At 73.0% G+C, this 25872-nt stretch carries 19 protein-coding genes; 7 read left to right on the top strand and 12 right to left on the bottom strand.

Annotated features, from left to right (window positions below; translation table 11 throughout):
- Positions 1–93: 93 nt before the first annotated feature.
- Genes HL663_RS13670 through HL663_RS13660 form a run of 3 tightly spaced genes read left to right on the top strand, consistent with a single transcriptional unit; the run spans position 94 to position 2992 of the window.
- Positions 94–1386 carry an ABC transporter substrate-binding protein gene (locus tag HL663_RS13670; RefSeq protein WP_173028892.1) on the top strand — a complete coding sequence of 431 codons (1293 nt, stop codon included), beginning with the start codon at positions 94–96 and terminating at the stop codon, positions 1384–1386.
- Between the two features lie 13 nt (positions 1387–1399).
- A complete protein-coding gene (locus tag HL663_RS13665; protein ID WP_173028891.1) occupies positions 1400–2491 on the top strand; it encodes an ABC transporter ATP-binding protein in 1092 nt (363 codons plus the stop codon).
- A 30-nt stretch (positions 2492–2521) separates the two neighbouring features.
- Positions 2522–2992 carry a PPOX class F420-dependent oxidoreductase gene (locus tag HL663_RS13660; RefSeq protein ID WP_173028890.1) on the top strand — a complete coding sequence of 157 codons (471 nt, stop codon included), beginning with the start codon at positions 2522–2524 and terminating at the stop codon, positions 2990–2992.
- Here the strand turns inward: HL663_RS13660 and HL663_RS13655 are convergent.
- Complete coding sequence (locus HL663_RS13655; protein WP_173028889.1) at positions 2945–4162, bottom strand: acyltransferase family protein; 1218 nt, start codon at positions 4160–4162, stop codon at positions 2945–2947. The two genes, HL663_RS13660 and HL663_RS13655, sit on opposite strands and share 48 nt — an antisense overlap.
- The gene (locus HL663_RS13650; protein ID WP_173028888.1) at positions 4159–5337 is read right to left on the bottom strand and encodes an acyltransferase family protein; all 1179 of its coding nucleotides are present in this window, start codon (positions 5335–5337) and stop codon (positions 4159–4161) included. The genes HL663_RS13655 and HL663_RS13650 overlap by 4 nt, the downstream gene beginning before the upstream one ends.
- A 70-nt stretch (positions 5338–5407) precedes the next feature.
- Here HL663_RS13650 and coaE point away from each other — a divergent pair, with 70 nt between their 5' ends.
- Positions 5408–6592, top strand: coding sequence for a dephospho-CoA kinase (coaE, locus tag HL663_RS13645; RefSeq protein ID WP_173028887.1), 1185 nt, complete (start codon positions 5408–5410; stop codon positions 6590–6592).
- 89 nt (positions 6593–6681) lie between these two features.
- Positions 6682–8109, top strand: a complete 1428-nt coding sequence (locus tag HL663_RS13640) for an APC family permease (protein ID WP_173028886.1) — start codon at positions 6682–6684, stop codon at positions 8107–8109.
- Between the two features lie 22 nt (positions 8110–8131).
- Here HL663_RS13640 and HL663_RS13635 read toward each other — a convergent pair whose 3' ends face one another.
- The 5 genes from HL663_RS13635 to HL663_RS13615 form a co-directional block, all read right to left on the bottom strand.
- Positions 8132–11197: an alpha-mannosidase gene (locus tag HL663_RS13635; protein WP_173028885.1), complete on the bottom strand. Its 3066-nt coding sequence runs from the start codon at positions 11195–11197 to the stop codon at positions 8132–8134.
- A gap of 15 nt (positions 11198–11212) precedes the next feature.
- Positions 11213–12136 (bottom strand): carbohydrate ABC transporter permease, encoded by a 924-nt coding sequence (locus HL663_RS13630; RefSeq protein ID WP_173028884.1) that lies wholly within the window; start codon positions 12134–12136, stop codon positions 11213–11215.
- On the bottom strand, positions 12133–13074 hold the full coding sequence (locus HL663_RS13625; protein ID WP_502709029.1) for a carbohydrate ABC transporter permease: 942 nt from the start codon (positions 13072–13074) through the stop codon (positions 12133–12135). The genes HL663_RS13630 and HL663_RS13625 overlap by 4 nt, the downstream gene beginning before the upstream one ends.
- A gap of 1 nt (position 13075) precedes the next feature.
- The gene (locus HL663_RS13620) at positions 13076–14434 is read right to left on the bottom strand and encodes an extracellular solute-binding protein (protein WP_173028883.1); all 1359 of its coding nucleotides are present in this window, start codon (positions 14432–14434) and stop codon (positions 13076–13078) included.
- Between the two features lie 140 nt (positions 14435–14574).
- Entirely contained in the window at positions 14575–15876 is a 1302-nt protein-coding gene (locus HL663_RS13615; protein ID WP_502709028.1) for an ROK family transcriptional regulator, read from the bottom strand.
- 99 nt (positions 15877–15975) lie between these two features.
- Here HL663_RS13615 and uvrB point away from each other — a divergent pair, with 99 nt between their 5' ends.
- Positions 15976–18090: an excinuclease ABC subunit UvrB gene (uvrB, locus tag HL663_RS13610; RefSeq protein ID WP_173028881.1), complete on the top strand. Its 2115-nt coding sequence runs from the start codon at positions 15976–15978 to the stop codon at positions 18088–18090.
- Positions 18091–18141: 51 nt separating this feature from the next.
- On the opposite strand, the gene HL663_RS13605 is transcribed toward uvrB, so the two are convergent.
- The 4 genes from HL663_RS13605 to HL663_RS13590 all read right to left on the bottom strand — a co-directional run bounded on the left by HL663_RS13605 (position 18142) and on the right by HL663_RS13590 (position 23888).
- Positions 18142–19167: an aldo/keto reductase gene (locus HL663_RS13605; protein ID WP_173028880.1), complete on the bottom strand. Its 1026-nt coding sequence runs from the start codon at positions 19165–19167 to the stop codon at positions 18142–18144.
- Between the two features lie 299 nt (positions 19168–19466).
- A complete protein-coding gene (locus HL663_RS13600) occupies positions 19467–19655 on the bottom strand; it encodes a hypothetical protein (RefSeq protein ID WP_173028879.1) in 189 nt (62 codons plus the stop codon).
- Between the two features lie 9 nt (positions 19656–19664).
- A complete protein-coding gene (locus HL663_RS13595) occupies positions 19665–21113 on the bottom strand; it encodes an HNH endonuclease signature motif containing protein (RefSeq protein ID WP_173028878.1) in 1449 nt (482 codons plus the stop codon).
- 117 nt (positions 21114–21230) lie between these two features.
- Positions 21231–23888: a phosphoenolpyruvate carboxylase gene (locus HL663_RS13590; RefSeq protein WP_173028877.1), complete on the bottom strand. Its 2658-nt coding sequence runs from the start codon at positions 23886–23888 to the stop codon at positions 21231–21233.
- A gap of 66 nt (positions 23889–23954) precedes the next feature.
- On the opposite strand from HL663_RS13590, the gene HL663_RS13585 reads away from it, so the two are divergent.
- Complete coding sequence (locus tag HL663_RS13585; protein WP_286175627.1) at positions 23955–24974, top strand: TerC family protein; 1020 nt, start codon at positions 23955–23957, stop codon at positions 24972–24974.
- A gap of 18 nt (positions 24975–24992) precedes the next feature.
- On the opposite strand, the gene HL663_RS13580 is transcribed toward HL663_RS13585, so the two are convergent.
- Positions 24993–25868, bottom strand: coding sequence for an EamA family transporter (locus tag HL663_RS13580; RefSeq protein WP_173028876.1), 876 nt, complete (start codon positions 25866–25868; stop codon positions 24993–24995).
- Positions 25869–25872: the final 4 nt, after the last annotated feature.

Genomic DNA, 25872 nt, shown 5'->3' with positions numbered 1-25872 from the left:
CGCGCCGACGACGCAGCACCGACCGACGACGCACGACCGACCACGCACATCCACCCCGGGCGAGCAGGCCCGGACCACAGGGAGGGCACCACCATGAACAACGTCACCCGCCGAGGGTTCCTCGGCCTCGCCGGCGTCGCGGGCGCCGCCGGCCTCAGCGCCTGCGCCGGCACCGGCACGAGCGCCACCTCCGACCAGGGGGGCGACGGCACGACGCTCGAGCTCTGGAGCAACCACCCGGGCAACAGCAAGCCGGTCGAGCAGGAGCTCATCGCCGCCTTCCAGAAGGCGAACCCCGGCATCACCGTCAAGCTCGTCGACGCCGGCAAGAACTACGAGGAGGTCGCCCAGAAGTTCAACGGCGCCCTCGTCGGGGGGACCCTGCCGGACCTCGTCGTCGTCTCCGACGTCACGTGGTTCAACTTCGCGCTCAACAAGCAGCTGACCCCCCTCGACGAGCTGCTGACGACCGCGAAGATCGACACCGCGGACTACGTCGACGCCCTCTACGGCGACTACCTCTTCGACGGCGGCCACTTCGCGCTGCCGTACTCCCGCTCGACGCCGCTCTTCTACTACAACAAGGAGATCTGGTCCAAGGCCGGGCTCGAGGACCGCGGCCCGAAGGACTGGGACGAGTTCAAGGAGTGGTCCGAGGCGCTCAAGGCGGCCGCCGGCAACGGCAAGTTCGCGATGGAGCTGCCGGACGGCTCGAACTACCTCGACTGGCACTTCCAGAACATGGCGTGGGGCTACGGCGGCGGCTACTCGCAGGAGTGGACGCCCACCTTCTCGGCCGAGGGCACCGTCAAGGCCGGCCAGTACCTCCAGGACCTCGCGAAGGGCGGCGTCGTCAAGTTCAACGCGACCCCGGAGGCCGACTTCTCGGCGGGGCTCGCCGGCTGCATCCTCCAGTCCACCGGCTCGCTCGGCGGCATCACGAAGGACGCGAAGTTCGAGGTCGGCACCGCGTTCCTCCCGGGTGAGGGCAACTGCCCGACCGGAGGCGCGGGCCTCGGCATCCCGGCGAACATCTCGGATGCGCGCAAGGCCAACGCGGTCAAGCTCGCCGAGTTCCTCACCAACGCCGAGAGCACCGTGACCTTCACCCAGGCGACGGGCTACATGCCGGTGCGCAAGTCGGCCGTCGAGCTGCAGTCCGAGAAGGACTACCTCGCGAAGAACCCGAACGCCAAGACCGCGATCGACCAGCTGCCGCAGACCCGCTCGCAGGACAACGTCCGCGTGCTCCTGCCCGGCGGCGGCGCCCGCATCGGCAAGGGCCTGGACCAGGTGGCGCAGGGCCAGGACGTCGCGACCGTCTTCGCCGGCCTCGACCAGGAGAGCCAGCAGGTCTTCGACAACCAGATCAAGTCCAAGCTCTGAGGAGAGCCACCCCATGGCAACGGTCTACTTCGACGCGGCGACCCGCCGCTACGCCAAGGACACCGCCCCGGCGGTCGACGCGGTGACCCTCGACATCGAGGACGGCGAGTTCCTCGTCCTCGTCGGTCCCTCGGGCTGTGGCAAGTCCACGACCCTGCGGATGCTCGCCGGTCTCGAGCCGGTCGACGACGGGCGCATCCTCGTCGACGGGCACGACCAGAAGGGCGTGCGTCCGCGAGACCGGGACATCGCCATGGTCTTCCAGAGCTACGCCCTGTACCCGAACATGACGGCCGCGCAGAACATGGCCTTCGCGCTCGACAACTCCGGTGTGCCGAAGGCGGAGACGCGCACCCGGGTCGAGGAGGCGGCACGCATCCTCGAGATGGAGGACCTGCTGCACCGCAAGCCGGGGCAGCTGTCGGGCGGCCAGCGCCAGCGCGTCGCGATGGGCCGGGCGATCGTGCGCCAGCCCAAGGTCTTCTGCATGGACGAGCCCCTGTCCAACCTCGACGCCAAGCTGCGCGTCTCGACCCGCAGCCAGATCGCGGGCCTGCAGCGCCGGCTCGGGGTGACGACGGTCTACGTGACGCACGACCAGGTCGAGGCGATGACGATGGGCCACCGCGTGGCCGTGCTGAAGGACGGCCGCCTGCAGCAGGTCGACGCCCCGGAGGTGCTCTACGACAAGCCGGTCAACACCTTCGTCGCCTCGTTCATCGGCTCCCCGGCGATCACCCTCGTCGAGGCGCCGCTGCGCGAGGGGCGGGCCGACGTCCACGGCGTGCCGGTCGCGCTCGACCGGTCGGTCACGGCGTCCGCGGGCGACCGGGTCGTCGTCGGGCTGCGGCCGGAGGCGTGGCGCATCGCCGGCGCCGACGACCCCGACGCGCTCGAGCTGACCGTCGAGCTCGTCGAGGCGCTGGGCTCGGAGTCCTTCGTCTACGGGCGCCGCCCGGCGGTCGACGGCGCCGAGGGCGAGCGGGTGACCATCAAGACGCCGAAGCGCGCCGGGGTCGAGGTCGGCGACGTCGTGCGCGTCCGTCCGCTCGAGGCCGAGGCGCACGTGTTCGACGCCGAGAGCGGCGAGCGGCTCGGCGCCTGACGGGGTGGTCGTGCGTGGCAGGGTGGAGCCATGCCACGCACGATCGCCACGAACACCTCCGTCGAGCTCGCCGACCTCCTCGAGTTCGTCCGTCCCCGCCACCACATGGTCCTCATGACCACGCGCGGGTCCGACGGGCGCCCCCAGGCCTCGCCGGTCACGGGCGGGGTCGACGACGCCGGCCGCATCGTCGTCACGAGCTACCCCGAGCGGGCCAAGGTCCGCAACGCCCGGCGCGACGGGCGCTGCAGCGTCCTCGTGCTCTCGGACGACTTCGGTGGCGCGTGGGTGCAGGTCGACGGTGACGCCGAGGTCGTCGACGCGGTCGACGACGTCGAGCCCTTCGTCGAGTACTTCCGCAACATCTCCGGCGAGCACCCCGACTGGGACGAGTACCGGCGGGCGATGGTCGAGCAGGGCAAGTCGCTGCTGCGGATCACCCCGACGCGCTGGTCACCCGTCGCGACGGGCGGCTTCCCCGCGCGCCTCGCCGACGCCTGAGCCGGCGCGGCCCGCGAGCCGCGAGAGCCGGCGCGAGCCGAAGACGCGCCGGACGACGCCCTCGGCGGCCGGGACGACGAACCGGTGGACGCCGACGACGACGGCACCGAGGGCGACGGCGGTGACGAGCAGCCGGGGGAGGGTGTCCCACGTGCCCGCGTGCCGCTGGACCACCTGGAAGACCGGCATGTGCCAGAGGAACACCGTGAGCGAGGCCTGCCCCAGGACGACGAGCGGTCGCGCCGACAGCAGCCGGCTGCCGAGGCCGTCGGCCGCGGCGCCGTTGGCCAGACCGACGACGAGCGCCGTGGCGGCGAGGGTGGCCAGCACCCCCTGGAGGCCGAAGTACCCGTCGATCCCGACGAACACGCAGCTGAGCAGGAGGCCGACGAGGAGCAGCAGCCCGCTCCCCGCGAGGGCCGTCGCGTGCCGGCGCAGCCACGCCGGGGGCGGTCGACCCTGGAGCAGGGCCGCGGCGGCGGCGCCCGCGAGGAGGCCGTCCATCCGGGCGGTCGTCGTGAGCGCCGCCCGGAACCAGCCCTCGTCGAGGTAGAGCTGCCAGCGCCACCAGAAGGTGGCGACGAGCGCGACGACGGCGACCCCGACGAGCAGCCGCCGGCGACGGGCGAGCAGGATGACGACGACGGCCGCGACGACGAAGAACTGCACGTCGATGCTGAGGAAGTACAGCGGGCCGAGGTCCGAGCGGGCGGCCAGCGCGTGGTCGCGCACGTAGGTGTTGAAGGTGAACGTGGCGGTCGCGAGGACCGAGCGGATGGTCGTGTCGCTCGAGGTGGTGTCGGTGGGGTCCAGGCGCCAGGCCACGAGGACCGCCGCGAGCAGCACGTAGAGCTGGAGCGCGATGCGGACCGTGCGCTGCTCGAGGTAGAGCAGCGGACCCCAGACCCGACGCTGGGCCGTCGCGGCGAGCATCCGCTCGGTCACGAGGTACCCGCTGATGACGTAGAACGCGCTGACCGCGATGTTGCCGCCCTGGAAGAGCGCCCCGAGCGAGCCGAGCGGGGGCCGCTCGCTCGTCGGCCAGACGACGTGGGCGTGGAAGAGCACGACGAGGGCGATCGCCGCGCCGCGCAGCCCGTCGACGGGGAGCGAGCGGTGCACCACCCCGTGGAGGGTGGAGGGCGGCGAGACGGGCGGGGCGGTGCTCACGCGACGCCCACCCCGGGCGCGGGCGGCAGCGGCCGGTCGGTGGGCGCCGGGCGCAGGTGCGTCGCGAGCCAGCGGCGCACCGGCTCCTCGACCCAGCGGTGGCTGACCACCGTGATGACCCCGACGACGGAGAGGACGACCGCCGTCGTGACCACGGGGGAGGCGTCGGGCCCGACGTGGCGGCCGACGAAGAAGATCACCGGGTAGTGCCAGACGTAGACGACGAGGGAGGCGCGGCCGAGCCAGGTGAGCCAGCGGGCCGACAACGCCCGGGTCAGGCCGCTCTCGCGCTCGTGGAGGACGACGGCGGCCACGAGGCCGGCCGCGACGAGGACGAAGGCGACGCTCCAGTCCTCGAGGTAGGCGTAGGGACCGAGCTCGCCGCCGACGGACAGCAGGACCGGCACCGCGACGAGCAGGAGGGTGCCGACGACGGAGGCCCGGGGGGCGAGGCGCCGCAGCGCTGGCAGGGCCACGGCGAGGGCGGCCCCGAGGAGCAGGCCGTCGGCCCGCGCGAAGGTGCCGACCGAGAGCCCGAACCAGGTCGCGTCGGACACCTCGACGAGCCGGTAGGTCGCCGACGCGACGGCGAGCAGGACGAGGACCCACGTGAGGACACGGCGTCGGGCCGCGAGGGCGGCCACCGCCAGCGGCAGGACGAGGTACCACTGCTGCTGGACCGAGAGGAACCACAGGTGCCCGAGGTCGGGGCGGGCCTGCAGCGGGTCGAGCGCGTACAGCCAGTTGTTCGTGTAGGTCAGCGTGTGGGTCACGGTCGTGACGGTCGACCCCGCCGGCGCGGTGTCGGTCGGGTCGAGGGCGGCGACGAGGACGACGGCGGCGCACAGCGGGACGACCTGCGCGCCGAGCCGGACCAGCCGCCGGGCGTAGAAGCGGACGGGGTCGAGGGTGCCGCGCTCGTCCTCGCGCAGCAGGCCCGCGGTGACGATGTACCCGCTGACCACGAAGAAGATCGGCACGGCCCCGCCGGCCACGAGCCCGCGCAGCCACGGGGTCGAGCGGATGCCCTCCACCGGCCAGAGGAAGGCGCTGAGGTGGCCGAGGACGACGAGGACGATGGTGACGCCGCGCAGCCCGTCGAGCGCGAGCAGGCGGCTCCCGGGCGCGCCGGCACGGGTCCCGGCGGTCGGGGCCCCCCGCGTCTCGGTCGTCACCCGAGGAGGTTACCCGCCGGTCGGGTCCGGGCACGGGGCATCGTGGGGGCGCGCCGGTAGGGTCGGCCGCATGCTGCGCGTGGGCCTGACCGGAGGCATCGGGTCCGGGAAGTCGACCGCCGCCCGCGAGCTGGCGCGGCTCGGGGCGCACGTCGTCGACGCCGACGCCGTCGCGCGCGAGGTCGTGGAGCCGGGCCGCCCGGCCCTGGCCGAGGTGGCCCGGCGGTTCGGGTCGCACCTGCTGCGCGAGGACGGCTCGCTCGACCGGGCCGCGCTCGGGCGCGTCGTCTTCGGCGACCCCGCCGCGCTGCGCGATCTCGAGGCGATCACGCACCCGGCGATCTGGGCCCGCACCGCCGAGCTCGTCGCCGCCGTCCCCGCGGGCGGGGTGCTCGTCCACGACATGCCGCTCGTCGTCGAGCAGGGGATGACGGGGGAGTACCACCTCGTCGTCGTCGTCGGGGCCGACGAGGAGGTGCGCGTGGGCCGGCTCGTCCGGGACCGGGGGATGGACGAGGTCGACGCCCGCGCCCGGGTCGCGGCGCAGGCCGACGACGCGGCCCGTCGGGCCGCCGCCGACGTCTGGCTTCCGAACGAGGGCAGCCCGCAGGCGCTGGCCACCGCCGTCCGCCGGCTCTGGCACGAGCGCCTCGAGCCCTTCGCCGAGAACCTGCGCACCGGCACGCGCAGCCGGCTGCCCGCCCCGGTCCTGTGCCCCCCGGACGACGGGTGGGCCCCGGCCGCAGCCCGCCTGCTCGCGCGGGTCCGCCACGGCGTGGGGGAGGCCGCCGCGACGCTCGACCACGTCGGCTCGACGGCCGTGCCGCACCTCCCGGCCAAGGACGTCGTCGACCTCCAGGTGGGTGTCGCGTCCCTCGCCGACGCCGACGCGCCGGCGTTCGTCGCGGGGATGGCCCGGATGGGCTTCGTGCGCGTCGACGGGGTCGACGAGGACCACGGCAAGGACGGCCGGCCCTGGCCCAAGCGGTTCCACGGCTCGACCGACCCGGGGCGCGTCGCCCACGTCCACGTGCGCGAGGTCGGTTCTCCCGGATGGCAGTTCGCCCTCCTGTTCCGTGACTGGCTGCGCGCCGAGCCCGGTGAGCGGGACGCCTACGCGGCCGTCAAGGCCGACCTCGCGGCGCGGCTGGTGACGACGCAGGAGTACGCCGACGCCAAGGAGCCCTGGTTCGACGCGGCCCACCCGCGGGCTCTCGCCTGGGCGGAGCGCACCGGGTGGACCCCGGGGGCCTGACCCGCGACCCCGGTCCCCACGTGTGACAGGGTGGTCGGATCGCGCTGCGGCGAGGGGGCCGCAGCACCGTCCGACGAACTGGGGACCTCGTGACCACGACCGACACCACCACCGTCGACGAGCCGTCGAGCGGGCTCAAGAGATCCATCACCGGGACGCAGCTGTTCTTCTACACGCTCGGCGACGTCCTCGGCTCGGGCATCTACGTGCTCGTCGGGCTCGTCGCGGCCGCTGTCGGGGGAGCCTTCTGGATCGCCTTCGGCCTCGGCATCGTCGTCGCCGCCATCACCGGCTCGGCCTACGCCGAGCTCGTCACCAAGTACCCCCGGGCCGCCGGGGCCTCGCTGTACGTCAAGAAGGCGTTCGGCAGCCCGGTGCTCACCTTCCTCGTGACGGTGTCGTTCCTCTCGGCGAGCTTCGCCGCGACGGGGTCGCTGGCCACCGGGTTCGCGTCCTACTTCGCCACCCTCTTCGACGGTGCCGGCCCCCCGGCGCTGCTCGTCTCGCTCGTGTTCGTCGCCGTGCTCCTCGTCGTCAACTTCATCGGCATCACCGAGTCGGTCGTCATGAACATGCTCATGACCTTCGTCGAGGTGGCGGGGCTGCTCATCATCATGGCCATCGGCATCTACCACGTGGTCCAGGGCGACGCCGACTTCGGCGTCCTCGCCGACGTCAACGTCGACGGCAACCCGGCCCTCGCGGTCCTCGCGGGCATCGCGTTCTCGTTCTTCGCGATGACCGGCTTCGAGAACACGGCGAACGTGGCCGAGGAGACGGTCGACCCCCACCGGCACTTCCCGCGCTCGCTCGTCGGCGGCATGGTCGTCGCGGGTGTCGTCTACGTGCTCGTGTCGATGGCCGCCGCGCTCACCGTGCCCGTCGACCGGCTCGCCGACTCCGACGCCGCGCTGCTCGAGGTCGTCAAGCAGGGCATCCTGCCGTTCTCGACGGACGTCATGGCGACGGTCTTCTCGGTCATCGCCCTCGTGGCCATCACCAACACGACGCTCGTCACCCTCGTCACCCAGCCGCGCATCCTCTACGGGATGGCGCGCGAGGACGTCGTGCCCGGCGTGTTCGCGACGATCCACCCCCGCCGGCGCAGCCCGTGGGTCGGTCTCCTCTTCAGCGGGCTGGTCGTGGCGGCCCTGCTCGTCACCGGGACGGTGGTCCTCCAGGCGGGCGGGGGCATCGACCTCGTCAACCGGCTCGCGCTGGTGACGGTCGTCTTCCTCCTGTTCATCTACGCCCTGGTCATCGTGGCGTGCCTGCGCCTGCGCGGGCGGGACGAGCACGAGAAGACCTTCCGCGCGAACACCCCGCTGCTGGTCCTCGGCCTCGTCGGCAACCTCGCGATCCTCGCGTTCTCCATCTACGACGACCCGACGTCCCTGCTCTGGTGCGCCGGGCTGCTCGCGCTCGGCGTGGTGCTCTACCTCGTCGAGCGGGTCGTCGGGTCGAAGGGCACCGCCGCGCGCGACGCGGCCCCTGCCGGACGGACCCCGGGGGACTGAGCCTCCCCGGGGCCCGCCCGCGTCAGCGGGCGCGCCGCAGCCGCAGCGTCGCGATCTGGAAGGGGCGCAGCGACAGCGAGCCGTCGCTGCCGGTCAGCGCGCGCGGCTGCTCGAGCGGGCGCTCGAGCAGGTCGGTCTCGACGACCTCGCTCGCCTCGAAGCCGGCGACGAGGCGGGCGTGCGCCCGGCCGCCGTGGGCCTCGTAGAGCCGCACGACGACGTCGCCGCTGCGGTCCTCGGCCAGCTTGACGGCCTCGACGACGACGCCCGGGTCGCCCTCGACCCGCACGACCGGTGCCGGTGCCGCTGCGCCGCGGACCGAGCGCACCGGGAGGTTGGCCCGGTAGCCCTCGACGACGGCCTCGGCGACCTCGGCCCCGACGACGAGCCCGGCGCGCAGCCGGTGGCGGCCCTGGTCGGCCTCCGGGTCCGGGTACACCGGCGCCCGCAGGAGCGAGAGCCGCACCGTGGTCGTCGTCCCGGGGGTGGCCTCGGCGTCGCCGCGCGAGGTGCGGCCGACGTCGTGGCCGTACGTCGAGTCGTTGACGACCGCGACGCCGTAGCCCGGCTCGCCGACGTGCACCCAGCGGTGGGCGCAGGTCTCGAAGCGGGCCGCGTCCCACGAGGTGTTCGTGTGGGTCGGGCGCAGGACGTGGCCGAACTGGATCTCGGAGGCCGCGCGGTCGGCGTGGACGTCGAGCGGGAAGGCGAGCTTGAGCAGCTTCTGCCGCTCGTGCCAGTCGACGTCGAGCTCGACGTCGACGACCCGGCTGCCCGCCCGCAGCGCGAGCACCTGCTCGACCCGCGAGGAGCCGAAGGTCCGCACCACCCGGACGGCGACCCGCTCCGGCCCCTTCTCGACGAGCTCGACGAGCTCGGCGTCGACGAGGTCGGTCGTGTGCCGGCGGTAGTGCTCGTCGACGTCCCACGCGTCCCACTGGGTCGGGGTGTCGCGGTGCAGCTGGAGCAGGGCCCCGCGGCTGCCCGGCGCGAGGACCTCGCGCCCGCCGGCGGCGAGGTCGCGCACCGAGGCGAGCAGCCCGTCGCGGTCGACGACGAGGCGGACGAGGCCGTTGTCGACGACCCAGCCACCGGTGTCGGGGTCGGGGGAGTCCTCGACCCGGACCGGGGTCTCCGGTCCCGAGCCGTCGAGGACCGCCGCGCCGAGGGCGGTGACCCCGTCGCGGTCGTGCGGCGCCGCGTTGAACACGACCTCGCGGTCGCCCTCGCCCGCGAGAGAGGCCAGGGCGTCCTCGACCACCGTCTCGAGCTCGCCGGCGACGCGCTCGTAGTGCGCCTCGGCCTCACGGTGCACCCAGGCGATCGACGAGCCCGGGAGGATGTCGTGGAACTGCTGGAGCAGGACGGTGTGCCACGCCTGCTCGAGCGCGTCGTAGGGGTACTCCGCGCCGGTGGTGACCGCGGCCGTCGTCGCCCACAGCTCGGCCTCGCGCAGGAGGTGCTCGCTGCGCCGGTTGCCGCGCTTGGTGCGGGCCTGCGAGGTGTAGGTCCCGCGGTGGAACTCGAGGTACATCTCGCCGCTCCAGACCGGCGCGTCGGGGTAGGCCGCCTCGGCCCGGCGGAAGAAGTCGTGCGGGTCGCCGAGCTCGACGCGCGGCGACCCCTCGAGGTCGTGGGTCCGCGCGGCGGCCGCGAGCATCTCGCGGGTGGGGCCGCCGCCGCCGTCGCCGTAGCCGAAGGGCAGCAGGGAGAGGTCGGTGCGGCCCTTCTCCGAGAAGTTGCGCTCGGCGCGGGCGAGGTCGGCCGCCGAGACGTCCGAGTTGTAGGTGTCGGCCGGCGGGAAGTGGGTGAAGACCCGCGACCCGTCGATGCCCTCCCACCAGAAGGTGTGGTGCGGCATCCGGTTGGTCTCGTTCCACGACGGCTTCTGCGTGAGGAACCAGCGGGCGCCGGCCGCGAGGGCGATCTGCGGCATCGCCGCGGTGTACCCGAAGGAGTCCGGGAGCCAGACGTCCTCCGGCTCGACCCCGAGCTCCTCGAGGAAGAACCGCTTGCCCGCGACGAACTGGCGGGCCAGGGCCTCGCCGCCGGGCATGTTGGTGTCGGACTCGACCCACATGCCGCCCACCGGCACGAACCGGCCCTCGCGCACGCGCTCCTTGATCCGCTCGAAGAGCTCGGGCTGGCTGTCGCGCACCCAGGCGTACTGCTGGGCCGAGGAGCACGCGAAGACGAGGTCCGGGTCCTCGTCCATGAGCGCGAGCACGTTGGAGAAGGTGCGTGCGCACTTGCGCGCGGTCTCGCGCGTCGGCCAGAGCCACGCCGAGTCGATGTGCGCGTGGCCGACGGCGACGACGCGGTGCGCGCTGGCGTCCGCCCCGGCGTCGAGCGCCGGTCGCAGCGCGGCCCGGCCGGCCGCGGCGGTCCCCACGACGTCGTCGGGGTCGACGGCGTCGACGGCGTCCTCGAGCGCCTTGAGCGCCCCGGCCCGACGGCTGCCGGCGGGGAGCTCGGCGACGAGGCCGCGCAGGGCGGTGACGTCCTGGAGCAGCTCCCAGACCTCGACGTCGACCTCGGCGAGGTCGACCCCGTCGTAGCGGTAGCGCGGCTCCCGCCCGGCGGTGGCGAGGTCGCCCAGCGGCGTCGGCTCGAAGGTGAACGCACCGGCGCCCGCGACGTCCGGGTTGGAGGAGGCCTCGAGGACCACCTCGACGGAGCGGCCGTCCGCGGACGCCGCGGCGAGCGGCACGTACCGGTTGCGCGGGTGCAGGCCCTTGATGACGGTGCCGTCGGGCCGGTAGGCGGTGGCCTCGGCCTGGAAGCCGGGGTGGTCCTCGGAGTAGCCGAGGTCGGCGACGACCTCGACGCGGGTGCCGTCACCGCCCCAGCCCTCGGGGACCGTCCCGGTGGCGCGGAACCACGTCGTGCCCCACGGGCGGCCCCAGCGGGTGCCGGGGGAGACGGGCTCGAACGCGGAGGCGGTGGCCTCGGCGAAGGGGACGGGCTCGCCGGGGGCCTCCCACCACTCGACGGTGAGGGGGGTGCGGCGGCGATGGAGACCGGGGACGAGGCGCTCCCGCACGAAGCGGTCGACGCGCAGCTCGACGAGGTGGCTGTTGGCGTGCACGGGTGGTGTTTCCTCTCAACCCTTGACGGAGCCGGCGAGGGCGAACGAGCCGCCTCCGAGGCGTTGGACGACGAGGTACAGGACGAGCACGGGCAGGGAGTACAGGACGGAGAACGCGGCGAGCTGCCCGTAGGCCACCGCTCCGTTGGTGCCGAAGAACGTGTAGATCGACACCGCCGCAGGCTGTTTCGCGGGGTCGAGCAGCAGCACGAACGGGACGAAGAAGTTCCCCCACGCCTGCGTGAAGACGAAGATGAAGACGACGGCCATGCCCGGCCGCATGAGGGGGACGACGACCCGCCACAGCGCCTGCATCGAGCTGGCGCCGTCGACCCAGGCCGCCTCCTCGAGCGACACCGGCACGGAGTCCATGAAGTTCTTCGTCATCCAGACGGCCATGGGCAGCGCCGTCGCGGAGAGGAAGAGGACCGTGCCGGGCACCGAGTCGAGCAGCCCGAGCGTGACGAAGAGCGCGTAGACCGGGACCATGACCGCCGTGATCGGCAGGCAGCTGCCGAAGAGGATCGTGTGGAGGAAGGCCCGGTTGAACCGCATCCTGTAGCGGGAGAGCGGGTAGGCCGAGAGCGTCGCGACGACGACGACGATGACCGCCGTGGCGCCCGAGACGACGAGCGAGTTGAGGAGCGGGCGGAAGGTCAGCTCGGGGGTGAGGACCTCCCGGTAGTTCTCCAGCGTCGGCTCGCCCGGCCACGACGTCGACACGGTCGCCGCGGGGTTGACCGAGGAGAGCAGGATCCAGGCCAGCGGCACGAGGAACGCGAGGCCGACGAGCACGAGGGCGAGGCCGGCGGCCAGGCGCGGGCCCTTGGTGCGGGCCGGTGCGGCGGGGCTGAGGCGGGGGCGCCGCGGGGGACGCGTCGCCGTGGGCGGGACCGGGAGCGCCGCGCTGGGCGTCGGGGTCGTCGTGGGTGTCGTCATGAGTCGACCTCCGGCTTGAGGACCTTCACGTAGACGACGGCGAAGAGCGCGCCGACGAGGAGCGTGACGGTCGCGATGGCCGTGCCGTAGCCGACCTGCGCGAACTTGAACGCCTGCTGGAAGGCGAGGATGGGCAGCGTCGAGCTCTGGGTCCCGGGGCCGCCGCCGGTCATCACCCAGATGAGGGTGAAGACGCCGAGGGTCTGCAGCGTCGTGAGCATCATGTTCGTCGCGATGGCCCGGCGGACCATCGGCAGCGTGATGCGGATGAAGCGCTGCCACCAGCCGGCGCCGTCGATCTCGGCGGCCTCGGTGAGGTCCGGGGGGACCTCGGCGAGCGCGGCCGAGTAGACCATCATCGAGAAGGCCGTGCCGCGCCAGACGTTGGCGAGGACGACGGTGAGCAGCGGGACGGTGATGAGCCAGGTGGGGCCGTCGAGGCCGACCCAGCCGAGCATCTCGTTGAGCGTGCCGTCGGTCGCGAAGAAGGCGTAGAGGGTGAAGGCCGCGACGATCTCGGGGAGCACCCACGCCGTGACGACGAGCGAGCTGACGACCGGGCCCAGGCGCTTCGGGCCGTTGCGCACGAGGAGCGCGAGGGCCATCCCGAGGACGTTCTGGCCGATGAGCGCGGACCCGACGACGAAGACGAGGGTGAGCCAGACCGACTCCCAGAACTGGCTGCTCGTGAAGAGCTGGGTGTAGTTGTCGAACCCGACGAACTCGGGGGCGACGGCGCGGTAGCCCGAGAGGGCCGCGTTGGTCAGGGAGCCGTACAGGGCGTAGCCGATCGGGCCCACGAGGAAGATCCCCATGAGGACGACGCCCGGGGTGAGGGGCAGCAGGCGCAGGAGGGTGCGCCGCCCACCGGTGGAGGCACCCCGCCCCGGGCCGCCGCGGGGGCGGCGGCTCGGGGCGGGAGCGAGGGCGGTGCTCACCTCAGCCGCCCTGGACCTTGTCCTGGCCGACGATGCCGACCAGCCCCTCGTCGTAGGCCTTCGCCGCCTCGTCCGGCGTCGAGGACCCGGTCGCCACGGACTCCGCCGCGACCTGGATGTTGCCGGAGATCTGCGAGTAGTCGGGCGTCGCCGGCCGGAAGTGCGTCGTCGGGACGAGCGAGGAGAAGAACTCGAACGACGGGTTGTACGAGAGGTACTTCTCGTCGGAGGCGACGTCCTTGCGGACCGCGATCTGGCTGTTCTCGGTGTCGTACTTCAGCGAGTTATCGCGGTTGAGCGCGACCTTGATGAAGTCGAACGCGGCGTTCTTGTCCTTGGCGTTGGCGCCGACCGACAGCAGCCACCCACCCGACATCGAGACCGACCCGGGGGCCTGGCCGTTCTGGGTCGGCATCGGGGCGAACCCGATGGTGTCCTCCCAGCCCTTCCAGGCGTTGTCGCCCTCGATCCACTGACCGGGCAGCCACGAGCCGTCGAGCGCGATGGCGAGCTCGCCCCTGGGCAGCATCTCGGTCGCGACGCGGGAGCCGACGGTGGCGTCGAGCGCGACGTCGAGCGCCGGGGCGAGCTTCTCGCCGAAGATGGTCTGGTAGAAGGACAGGCTGTCCTTGAAGCCGGGGGAGCCGGTGACCCACTTCTGCGTGGAGTCGTCGTAGAGGGTGCTGTCGGTGCCGTAGAGCAGCATCTCGAAGCCCTGCATCGACGTGGCCTCGCCCGCGGCCTTGCCGGCGTAGACGTTGATCGGGGTGACGCCCGGGGCCTTCTGCTTGATGGTGCGGGCTGCGCTGAGGACGTCGTCCCAGGTCTTCGGCTTCCAGTCCGTCGGGAGGCCGGCCTTGGCGAAGATGTCCTTGTTGTAGAACAGCGCGCGGGTGTCGGTGCCCATCGAGACGCCGTAGGTCTTCTTGTCGTCGCCGAGGCCGGCCTGCTTGGCCACGTCGTCGAACTGGCTCCAGTCCGACCACCCGGCGAGCTGCTCGTCGATCGGGGCGAGGTAGCCGGCGGCGGCGTCGGAGCGGACCTGGAAGCTGTCCTCGTAGATGACGTCGGGGGCCGTGGAGGGGGAGCGGTTCATCAGGGCGAGCTTGGTGAAGTACTGGTCCTGCTCGGCCTCGATCGCGGTCAGCTTGACCTTCTTGCCGGGGTTGGCGGCCTCGTACTCGGAGGCGGCCTTCTTGAGCACGGAGTCCAGCTGGGTGAACTGCGCCGTGCGCTGGTAGGCGACCGTGATGGTGTTCGTGTCGCCCGACCCGGAGGAGGAGCCCGAGCCGCAACCGGCGAGGACGATCCCGAGGGAGAGGGCGACGGCACCGAGGGCCGCAGGACGGGTGCGCTGCATCGGGGGGTCCCTTCGCGTTCGCGGGTCACCGTTGACCCGCCTTGCGAGGTTTATACATCAAATGGACTAACTGCCGTCAAGGGGGAGGCGGGGTCCGTGGACACGTCGTCTCGACAGGTGGACGGCGGCCGACGGCCGGGTCAGTCGACGAGGAGGGCCGAGGACCGGGCGCTGAACGCGTGGTCGAGCACCGTGCTGGCGGCGCCGACCGCAGCGACGTCGGGGCCGAGCACGGTGCCCCGCACCGCGACCGGGTGGATGGCCGCGCCGACGGCCCGGCCGCGCACCAGCGCCGGGACGTGGGTGAGGAAGGTCGGGGCGAGCCGGGCCCACAGCGGGCCGCCGAAGACGACCTGGTCGGCGTCGAGAACGTCGACGAGGTCGGTGACCGCCTTCGCGACGTGGCGTGCCCAGTCCTCGAGGAGCGCGACCGCCCGCGGGTCGCCGGCGTCGGCGAGGTCGCAGAAGGCGTCGAAGGCGACGAGGACCGAGGTGCCGGGGTGGAGCGGGTCGCCGGCCGGCGGGGCGAGCGCCGGGTCGGTCGCGGGGTCGAGCGCGGCGGGGTCGAGGTCCCAGTCACCGATGCCCTCGCGCACCGCGCGGCGGACGACCTGGGCCGGGGCGCAGACCTCGCCGAGGCAGCCGCCGAGGCCGCACCAGCACGACGGGCCCGAGGCCCCGGTGCCGAGGTGGCCGACCTCCCCGGCGTTGCCGGAGGCGCCGCGCAGCACCTCGCCGCCGACGACGAGGCCGGCGCCGACACCGGTGCCGAGGTAGAGGAAGACGGCCGTCGCGCCGGGGCCCAGGCCGCCGGCCCAGACCTCGCCGACGGCGGCGGCGACGACGTCCTTGTCGAGGAGCACGGGCAGCCCGGTCGCGTCGGCGAGGCTGTCGCGCACCGCGACCCGTTCCCAGCCGGGCAGGTTCGGGGGGCGCACGAGGGTGCCCGCGGCCCGGTCGATCGGGCCCGGCGCGGCGACCCCTACGCCGACGAGCCGGCCCGGGTCGATGCCGGACCCGGCGACGAGGCGGTCGACGTCCTCGACGACGTCGCGGAGCACCTCGTCGGGGTCGGCGCCGGGGCGCAGCGCCCGGGCCGTGCGGGCGACCGCGCGGCCGGTGAGGTCGAGCAGGACGTGGCTGACGACCGCGGGGTCGAGGTGCACGCCGACGGCGTAGCGACCCGAGGGCTTGAGGCGCAGCAGCGTGCGCGGCTTGCCCGGCCCCTGGGCGCGGCGGCCGGCCTCGACGACGAGGTCGTCGTCGAGCAGGCGGCGGCAGATGTTCGAGACGGCCTGGGGGGAGAGGCCCGTGGCCTCGGCCAGCTCGACCCGGCTCAGGCCGTCGGGGTGGTGGCGGATCGCCTCGAGCACGACGACCTGGTTGTAGCCCCCGACGCGGGGCAGGTTGGAGCCCCGGCGGACGGTCGGTGGCGCGGGCACGCCGGTCATCGTCGCACGTGGGCGCCGCGGAGGGGCGCGGATCCCGTCCGGACGGACGCGGCCGCACCCCCTGTCGGTGGCGGGGCCTACCGTGGATGCATGCGCCCCACCACCGAGCTCCAGCGCCGTGTCGCGCCGTTCGAGGTCGTCTCCGAGTTCTCGCCGGCGGGCGACCAGCCGAAGGCCATCGAGGAGCTCGCCCGCCGCATCAACGCCGGGGAGCAGGACGTCGTCCTCCTCGGCGCCACCGGCACCGGCAAGTCGGCCACCACCGCGTGGCTCGTCGAGCAGGTCCAGCGCCCGACCCTCGTCATGGCGCCGAACAAGACGCTAGCCGCGCAGCTGGCCAACGAGTTCCGGGAGCTGTTGCCGCACAACGCCGTCGAGTACTTCGTCAGCTACTACGACTACTACCAGCCCGAGGCGTACGTCCCCCAGAGCGACACCTACATCGAGAAGGACTCCTCGATCAACGAGGAGGTCGAGCGGCTGCGGCACAGCGCCACCAACAGCCTGCTCACCCGGCGCGACGTCATCGTCGTCGCGTCCGTGTCCTGCATCTACGGCCTCGGCACGCCGCAGGAGTACGTCGACCGGATGGTCCCGCTGCGGGTCGGCGACGAGGTCAACCGCGACGACCTCCTGCGCAAGTTCGTCCACATGCAGTACACCCGCAACGACCTCGCCTTCACCCGCGGCACCTTCCGGGTCCGTGGCGACACCGTCGAGATCATCCCGGTCTACGAGGAGCACGCGGTCCGCATCGAGTTCTTCGGCGACGAGGTCGAGGCGCTCTACACGCTCAACCCGCTGACCGGCGAGGTCGTGCGCGAGGAGCAGGAGATGTACGTCTTCCCCGCCTCGCACTACGTCGCCGGCCCGGACCGGATGGAGCGGGCGATCGGCAGCATCGAGCGCGAGCTCGAGGACCAGCTCGCCACCTTCGAGCGCCAGGGCAAGCTGCTCGAGGCGCAGCGCCTGCGGATGCGCACGACCTACGACATCGAGATGATGCGCCAGATCGGGTCGTGCTCCGGCATCGAGAACTACTCGATGCACATCGACGGCCGCGAGCCGGGGTCGGCGCCGAACTGCCTCCTCGACTACTTCCCCGACGACTTCCTCCTCGTCATCGACGAGTCGCACCAGACGGTGCCGCAGATCGGCGCGATGTACGAGGGCGACGCGTCCCGCAAGCGCACCCTCGTCGAGCACGGCTTCCGGCTGCCCTCGGCGATGGACAACCGGCCCCTCAAGTGGGAGGAGTTCCTCGAGCGGATCGGGCAGACGGTCTACCTGTCGGCGACCCCGGGCGACTACGAGATGGCCAAGAGCGACGGCTACGTCGAGCAGGTCATCCGCCCCACCGGCCTCGTCGACCCCGAGGTGATCATGAAGCCGACGAAGGGGCAGATCGACGACCTGCTCCACGAGATCCGGCTGCGCAGCGAGAAGAACGAGCGCGTCCTCGTGACCACCCTGACGAAGAAGATGGCCGAGGACCTCACCGACTACCTCCTCGACAACGGTGTGCGAGTTCGGTACCTGCACAGCGACATCGACACGCTGCGTCGCGTCGAGCTGCTGCGCGAGCTGCGGATGGGGGAGTACGACGTCCTCGTCGGCATCAACCTCCTGCGTGAGGGCCTCGACCTGCCCGAGGTGTCGCTCGTGGCGATCCTCGACGCCGACAAGGAGGGCTTCCTCCGCTCGACCCGCAGCCTGATCCAGACCATCGGGCGCGCGGCGCGCAACGTGTCGGGCCAGGTGCACATGTACGCCGACAAGCTGACCCCGTCGATGCGCGACGCGGTCGAGGAGACGACCCGCCGCCGCGAGAAGCAGGTCGCGTACAACCTCGCGCACGGCGTCGACCCGCAGCCGCTGCGCAAGAAGATCGCCGACATCACCGACATGCTCCAGCGGGAGGACGCCGACACCCAGGAGCTCCTGGGCTCCGGTCGCGCCCGCTCGCGCGGCAAGGCCGACGGCGGCCGCGGCCGTGGTGCGGTGGCCGCCGACGCCGATGCCGCGATGGGCACGCAGCGCGGCAAGAACCTGCCGGCGAGCGAGCTGGCGGGCCTCATCCAGGAGCTGTCCACCCAGATGCACCAGGCGGCGGCGGACCTGCACTTCGAGCTCGCCGCGCGCCTGCGCGACGAGATCGGCGACCTCAAGAAGGAGCTGCGGCAGATGAGCGAGGCCACCCGCTAGGCGGGTGGCCTCGAGGCCGGCGGTCTCGCGACCGCCGGTGGTGGCGCGGCGTCAGCCGGCGAGGTCGCGGCTGCGCTGCTGGACGCCCATCTCGCCGTAGGGGTAGTCGGTCGCGCCGAGGTCGCTCGCGGTGTCGAGGGCGCTGACCTCCTCGGGCGTCAGCTCGACGTCGACCGAGCGGAGGTTGGCCCGCAGCTGCTCGGTGGTCCGGGCGCCGAGGATCGTCGAGGTGACGGCCGGGCGGTTGGTGACCCACGAGAGCGCCACCTCGGCCATCGAGACCCCGCGGGCCTCGGCGACCTGCTCGACGGCCTCGATGATCCGCCAGGTCCGCTCGGTGCCCCGGCGGTCGTAGGCCTCCATCCCGCGGTTCGGGTCGTCGCCGAGCCGGGTGTCGCCGGTGGGGCGCTGGTCGCGGGTGTACTTGCCCGAGAGCCAGCCGCCGCCGAGGGGGCTCCAGGGGAGCAGGCCCATTCCGGCGTCGAGGGCGGCGGGGACGATCTCCCACTCGATCTCGCGGACGATGAGGCTGTACTGCGGCTGCAGGGTGACCGGCGGGCGCAGGCCGAGGGCGCGGGCGGTGTGGACGAGCTTGGTCAGCTGCCAGCCGGTGAAGTTCGAGAGGCCGTAGTAGCGGATCTTGCCCGCCTGCACGAACCCGTCGAGGGTGCGCAGCGTCTCCTCCATCGGCGTGTGCTCGTCGGAGGCGTGGACCTGGTAGAGGTCGACCGAGTCGACCCCGAGCCGGTCGAGGGAGTCGTCGAGTGCCCGGGTCAGGTGGCGGGCCGAGAGGCCGCTGCTGTTCGGGCCGGACCCGAGGGCGAAGCGGCCCTTGGTCGCGAGGACGACCCGGTCGGTGACGTCGGTGGGCCGCTTGCTGAGCCAGCGGCCGATGATCTCCTCGGACACCCCGCCGGAGTACACGTTCGCGGTGTCGACGAGTGTGCCGCCCGCCTCGAGGAAGACGTCGAGCTGCTCGTGCGAGCCGGCCTCGTCCGTCTCCGTCCCGAAGGTCATCGTCCCGAGGCAGAGCTCGGAGACCGCACAGCCACTGTTGCCGAGTCGTCGATAGCGCATGCGTTCGACCCTAGTCCGGCGTCCGGCGCCACAGCGGTCCGCGATGTCCACCGACTCGCAGATCCCACCCGCGCCCGGACCGCCGGCCGTGCATCAATCGTCGAAAGTGTCGATTGATGACCGCCCCGACCACCATCTGCCGGACGCCCCGGAGCGTGCATCAATCGTCGAAAGTGTCGATTGATGCACATCGGCCGGTGCGCCCGTCACTGCCCTCGCTGCCGTCTCTCGAGGCCCTCGTCCTGCCCGCTGCACCCGGTCTCTCCCACAGGCGTGCCGGTGGGGTGGGCCGACGTCGCTCAGGGCGCGGGCGGGATCTCGGTCGAGAGCCCGCTGTACCAGCGGACGGCGCCGGCGACCGCGAGGAGGAGGACGCCCGAGACGAGCAGCGCTCCCTCCCACGACATCCCACCGAACCCGGTCAAGAACCCGAGAAGCACCGCGCACAGTCCGACGGCGGCCGTCACGGCCGAGAAGGTCATCCCCATGGCGGCACCCTAGGGGCTGCCGGACTGTCCGGACAGGCGCTGCTGGGGTTCTGTGGTGCGGGTGGCGCCGTCGGGTCCGTGCCAGGTGAGGGTGCCGTCGGGTGCGAGGGTCGGTCGCCAGGGGCCTTGTTGCTTGAGGCGGTGGTGGCGTCGGCAGAGCGCGGCGAGGTTGGTCGGTGACGTGTCGCCACTGGGCCAGGGTCGGACGTGGTCGAGGTCGCAGTGTGCGGCGGGGCGGGTGCAGCCCCACATCCGGCCGGTCCCGTCGCGGGTCTTCACGAACTCGGCGATCGCCTTGGGTGGCCGGTACGCCGCGGTGGTGAGGGAGGCGAGGGTGCCGGTGTCGGCCTCGAGCACGGCCCGGGCCACCTCGACCGGCAGCAGCCTCAGCAGGTTGGCCAGCGTCGCGGGCTCGACCCACCCCAGGCCGGGGAGCTGCGTGCCGGACACGGCGTAGCCGGGCGTGACCTCCGCCTGCAGCACCGTCAGGTCACCGTCGAGCTCCTCCAGCCACGACAGCTCCTCCCGGGAGGTCGCGTCGAGGTCGCCGTAGCGGACGATCTCGCCCGTGGTCGCGTCGACGAGGGTCTCGTCGTCGTCCCAGTCCACCCGGAACCTCGTCCCCGGCGTCGCATCGGGCGCAGGCCGGTCGGTGACCACCGGGACCCCGAGAGTCACCTGCGCGGACACCGTCACGTTGCGCAGAACCAGGTCGGTCAGGGCGTCCGCGCGGGACTGCGGCACGGACAGGGCGTCGTCGAACGCGCGATAGTCCCCGGCCAGCGCTTCGACCGCCGCCCACATCGCGCTCGACGTGGCCGTCGGCAGCGACGCGAACCAGTCCGTCAGGCCGTCCTCACCGGGACGGACCTCCACGCACCGCCCGCGCCTGCGCAGCGCCACGTGCGCCGCGACCTGCTCGGCCGCGACCCGGGTCGCCACCCGGCGGGCCTCGCCGGCAACGCGGGCCGGGTCCATCCGCGCCAGGCGGGGCGCGAGCTCGGCATCCACCCGCAGGCACGCCTCCACGTCCAGACCCGCGCACGCGTCGAGCACCTTCTGCACGGCCACGACCGCGACGGCCCCCTCGACCAGCAGGTCACGCACCCGGGGGAACCGTTCACCCACCGCAGCACCCAACGCGGCCTTACGACCGGCCAGCCCCTCGGTCAGCCCGGTCGCAAGGCTCATCCGGGTCGCCGCCATCGCGTCGACGAACCCGACTGGGTGCACCCGCTCCCACGAGCCCGAACGCACCGTCGTCTCCACCCGAGCACCCCACGCCCCCGCCACGACCGTCGCACCCTCGGCCGCGTTCACCAACCCCTGCAGCTCACCGGCGAGCGCGAACGCCTCGTCCGCCGACAGCCGGTGACCGCCCTCCACCAGCTCACGACCCAGCCGCGCGCACTCCTGGCGCAGCGCCGCGACGCGGCGGGAGAGGGTCTCGGTGTCCATGCCTCATCCTACCGAACACGCGTTCGACAGGCAAGGTCAACGTCGACCTGTAGACGACGAAAACAACTGTGCCGCAGGCGGATGAACGCGAACCGAACTCGCGCCGGCGGGACCCCGTCAGCCGGTGTTCTGCAGCCCGGCAGCGAGCCCGTTGACGGTGAGCAGCAGCGGGCGGTGCCACTCCGAGCCCTCACCCTCACCCGTCGCCCGTAGCTCGCCGAGCCCCCGCAGGAGGAGGTGGCTGAGCATGTCGACGAAGGGTCGCCGCAGCCCGACCGCGGTGTACAGGTGCGGCTTCCGCTCGAGCATCTCGGACTGGCCGAGCAGCTCGAGCACCATCCGCCGCGTCAGCGCGAGCTCGTCGAGCACCTGGGTCGCGAGCTCCGGCCGGCCACCGAGGGCGAGGAACGCGGCGGCGAGGTCGTCGTCGGTCTTCGCGAGGCTCATCTCGGCGACGTCGACGAGCGCCGCGAAGACCGGCCACTCGCGGTACGCCTGGCGGGCCTCGTGCAGGTCGCCCAGCGCGGCCAACCCGCTGCCGAGCCCGTACCACCCGGGCAGGTTGACGCGGGTCATCGACCACGCGAACACCCACGGGATGGCGCGCAGGTCGTCCAGGCTGCGGCCCGACTCCGAGCCGCTGCGGCGCGACGGCCGCGACCCGAGCCGGAGGTCGGCGAGCAGGTCGAGGGGGCTCGACATCGCGAAGAAGTCCGCGAACCCGGGCTGCTCGACCAGTGACCGGAAGGACGCCCGGCTGGCCTGCGCCACAGCCGAACCGACGGCGTCGAAACGCCCTGCCGCCTCGTCGCGAGCGGCCACGTGGTCGGGCGCGTCGGTCAGCAGCACCGCGGACGCCACCCGCTCGAGGTGCTGCTCGGCGATGCGCACGTCGGCGTACCGGGCGAAGATCACCTCGCCCTGCTCGGTCACCTTGAAGCGCCCGTCGACCGACCCGGTCGGCTGCGCGGCGATGGCCCGGTGCAGCGGGCCGCCGCCCCGACCGAGGGACCCGCCGCGGCCGTGGAAGAGCGTCAGCTCGACCCCGTGCCGCCGGGCCCACGCCACGAGCCCGACCTGCGCCCGGTGCAGCGCGAGGGTGGCGGCCGCCGGACCGACGTCCTTGGCCGAGTCGGAGTAGCCGAGCATCACCTCGACCTCCTTCTCCACCCCCTCGAGCCACGTCGCGGTCGACGGCAGCGCCACCCACTCCTCGAGGGTGTGGTCCGCGGCGTCGAGGTCGGCGCCGGTCTCGAAGAGCGGCACGACGTCGAGGGCCAGCGGGCGCGTCCCGACCGCGAGCCGGGCCAGCGCCCGCACCGCGACGAGGTCGGCCGCCGACTGGCTGAACGAGACGACGTAGCGACCGCAGCTGCGGCGTCCCCACCGCTGCTGCAGCCAGGCCATGACGCGCAGCGTGTCGAGGACCTCGCGGGTCCGGTCGCCGGGCGCCCCGACGAGCTCGGGCCAGCCCTCGACCGCGAGCCGGTCGAGCAGGGCCGGGTCCGTGGCGGCGGCCTCGGGGTCGGCCGGCCGGGCGTCGTCCGGCAGCAGCCCGAGGGCTTCGACGAGCGCGGCCCGGTGCACGGCCGAGTGCTGGCGCACCTCGAGCTCCGCGAGGTGGAACCCGAACGTCTGCACCATCCACACGACGTCCTGGAGCTCACCGTGCGCGGTGCGCGCGTCGCCCGCGGCCACGAGCGAGTCCTGGACGAGCGCGAGGTCGGCGAGCGCCTCCTCCGGGGAGCCGTACGCCACGCCGGCGCGCTCGTCCCGCGTCGCGGCGAGCCGCGCGGCGACGACGAGCAGCTTCTGGCGGTGCGGCTCGTTGGGGGAGTCCTTGGTCACCTCGGCGAGCAGCCGGGGGTGGGCGGCCGCGTCGTTGGCCAGCGCGTCGCGCAGCCGCGCGGTCGGGGGCGTCGACTCCTCGTCGACGGTGATCATCCGGGCCACCCGGTCGACGGCGTCGTGGAGGATCTCGAGCGCCTGGTCGGCGTGGGCGCGCACCGTCTCGCGGGTGACCTCCGCGGTGACGAAGGGGTTGCCGTCGCGGTCGCCCCCGACCCACGAGCCGAAGCGCACGATCGGCGGCAGCGGCGTGTCGGAGGGCCGCTCGTCGCCGCCGAAGGCCGCCTCGACCGCCCGCTGGAAGCGCGGCACGGCGTGGATGAGCGACTGCCGGAAGACCGTGAGCACGGTCTTGACCTCGTCGGCCGGCGTCGGGCGGGTGATGCGCAGGGTCGACGTCCGCTGGAGGATGTCGATGTCCTCGAGCATCCGGCGCCGGGCGCGCGCCCGCTCCGAGGGGCCCGAGCCGGGGTCGGCGTGCGTGTCGAGGTGCTCGGCGATGCGGCGCAGCGCGGAGGCCACCGCCCGCCGACGCGCCTCGGTCGGGTGGGCGGTGAGCACCGGGTGGATGCGCATCCGCTCCAGGCGCGCCCGCGCGTCCGGACCCGCCGCGGCGACCGCGGGCCCGATGTCGCCGGTGTCGCTGCCACCGCCGTACTCGCCGTCCTCGCGGCGCAGCGACCGGGCGCGGTGGCGCTCCTCGGCGAGGTTGGTCAGGTGCAGGTGCACCGTGAGCAGGCGCGCGACCCGGGCCGTCGTCTCGGGGTCGAGGGCCGCCACGAGCGCCGCGGGGTCGCCGTCCTCCTCGCCGCGGCAGCGCCGCTCGAGCGCGTCGGTCAGCTCGAGGAGGTCCGCGCGTCCGGACTCCTCGACCACCTGCCGGTGCAGGCTCGTCAGCAGGGAGAGGTCGTCGAGCATGCTGGCCATGACCGTCAGCCTAGGAGCGCGCGGACGTGGCGCAACGGGGCGTCCACCCACCGTTACGCTGGCGCGGTGCTTCCCGCCCTGCTGCCCGCCGCCACCAGCGACCTCGACCTCGCCCCCTGGGTCTGGTGGGTGACGATCGGCATCGCCGTCGCCGTCCTCGCCTTCGACATCGTCGTCATCGCCCGTCGCCCGCACCGCCCGTCGACCAAGGAGCTCGTCTCGGCCCTCGCGGTCTACGTCGGCGCGGCGATCCTCTTCGGGCTCGGCCTGTGGTTCACCGCCGGCGGCCAGCTCGCGGGCGAGTTCTTCGCCGGCTGGCTGACCGAGTACTCGCTCTCGGTCGACAACCTCTTCATCTTCATCCTCATCATGGCGAGCTTCCGGGTGCCGGAGAAGTACCAGCAGTTCGCCCTCATGGTGGGCATCGTCATCGCGATCGTCCTGCGCGGCATCTTCATCGCGGTCGGTGCGGCCGCGATCGACCGGTTCAGCTGGGTCTTCTACATCTTCGGCGCGTTCCTCGTCTACACCGCCTGGAAGCTCGCGAGCGGCGGCGAGACCGACGACGACGAGTACGAGCAGAACCGCTTCATGCGCCTGATGTCCAAGCGCTTCCCGGCGAGCGAGGACTACGACGGCACCAAGCTGTTCACCCGCCAGAACGGCGCCCGCCTCGCGACGCCGCTCTTCTTCGTCATCGTCGCCCTCGGCACGACCGACCTGCTGTTCGCGCTCGACTCGATCCCCGCGATCTACGGCCTGACGGACGAGCCGTACCTCGTCCTCGTCGCCAACCTCTTCGCGCTCATGGGTCTGCGGCAGCTGTACTTCCTCATCGGCGGCCTGCTCAAGAAGCTCATCTACCTCAGCTACGGCCTCGCGGTGCTGCTCGCCTTCATCGGCGTCAAGCTCATCCTCCACGCCCTGCACGAGAACGAGCTCGGCTTCATCAACGGCGGCGAGCCGGTCCCGGTCCCGGAGATCCCGATCTCCGTCTCGCTGGGCGCGATCGTCGTCATCCTCGGCGTCACCACCGTGCTCAGCCTCTGGCGCACCCGGCGCCACCCCGAGCTCGTCGAGGACTGAGCCCGCAGGCGCGTCGGCTCAGGCGGCCTGCGCCTCGGCGGGGTCCTTGCGGGCGCCGAGCCCGAGGACGAGGGCCGACGCCCCGACGACGAGCCCCATCCCCACGAGCTGGCTCGGGGCGAGCCGCTGACCGAGCACGATGAGCCCGGCGACGGCGGCCGCCGCGGGCTCGAGGCTGAGCAGGATACCGAAGACCTGCGCGCGCAGCCGGCGCAGCGCCAGCAGCTCGAGCGAGTAGGGCAGCACCGAGGACAGCACGGCGATGCCGAGGCCCTTGAGCAGCGTCTCGCCGGTCCACGAGGGCACGCTCGTGATGCCGAGCGGCAACGTGACGACGGTGGCCACGACCATGGCCAGCGCCAGCCCCTCGAGCTTCGGGAAGGCGGCCCCGGTGCGCCCGGAGAGGACGATGTACGCCGCCCAGAACCCGCCGGCGGCCAGCGCCAGGAGGATGCCGGTCCACTCGAGCTCGGCGAACGGCACCTGGAGCGCCTCCGAGATGAGGACGACGCCCCCGGCAGCGGCGAGCACGCCGAGCGCGTCGACGAGCCGGCGCGAGAGCACCGCCGCCAGCGTGAGCGGCCCGATGAACTCGATGGTCACCGCGACGCCGATCGGCAGGTGGGCCAGCGACTGGTAGAAGGTGTAGTTCATGAGGCCGAGCGCGACGCCGAAGGCCGTGACCGTCGCCCACGCCCGCCGGGTGTGCCCGCGCCAGCGCGGCCGGACGACGACGAGCAGCAGCGCGGTCGCGAAGAGCAGCCGCATGACGACCGACCCGCCCGCGCCGATGACCGGGACGAGGGTCTGCGCCAGCGCCCCGCCGAACTGGACCGAGACGACCCCCGCGAGGACGAGCAGGGGAGCAGGAACCCGGTCGGCGGCGGTCGTCACCGCG

Origin of the sequence: Arthrobacter sp. NEB 688, from assembly GCF_013201035.1 — a bacterium.
In the GTDB taxonomy this organism is placed as follows: Bacteria; Actinomycetota; Actinomycetes; order Actinomycetales; family Dermatophilaceae; genus Phycicoccus.
Note: the sequence above shows the minus strand (reverse complement) of the source record. Positions and strands in the feature narration are given on the sequence as shown.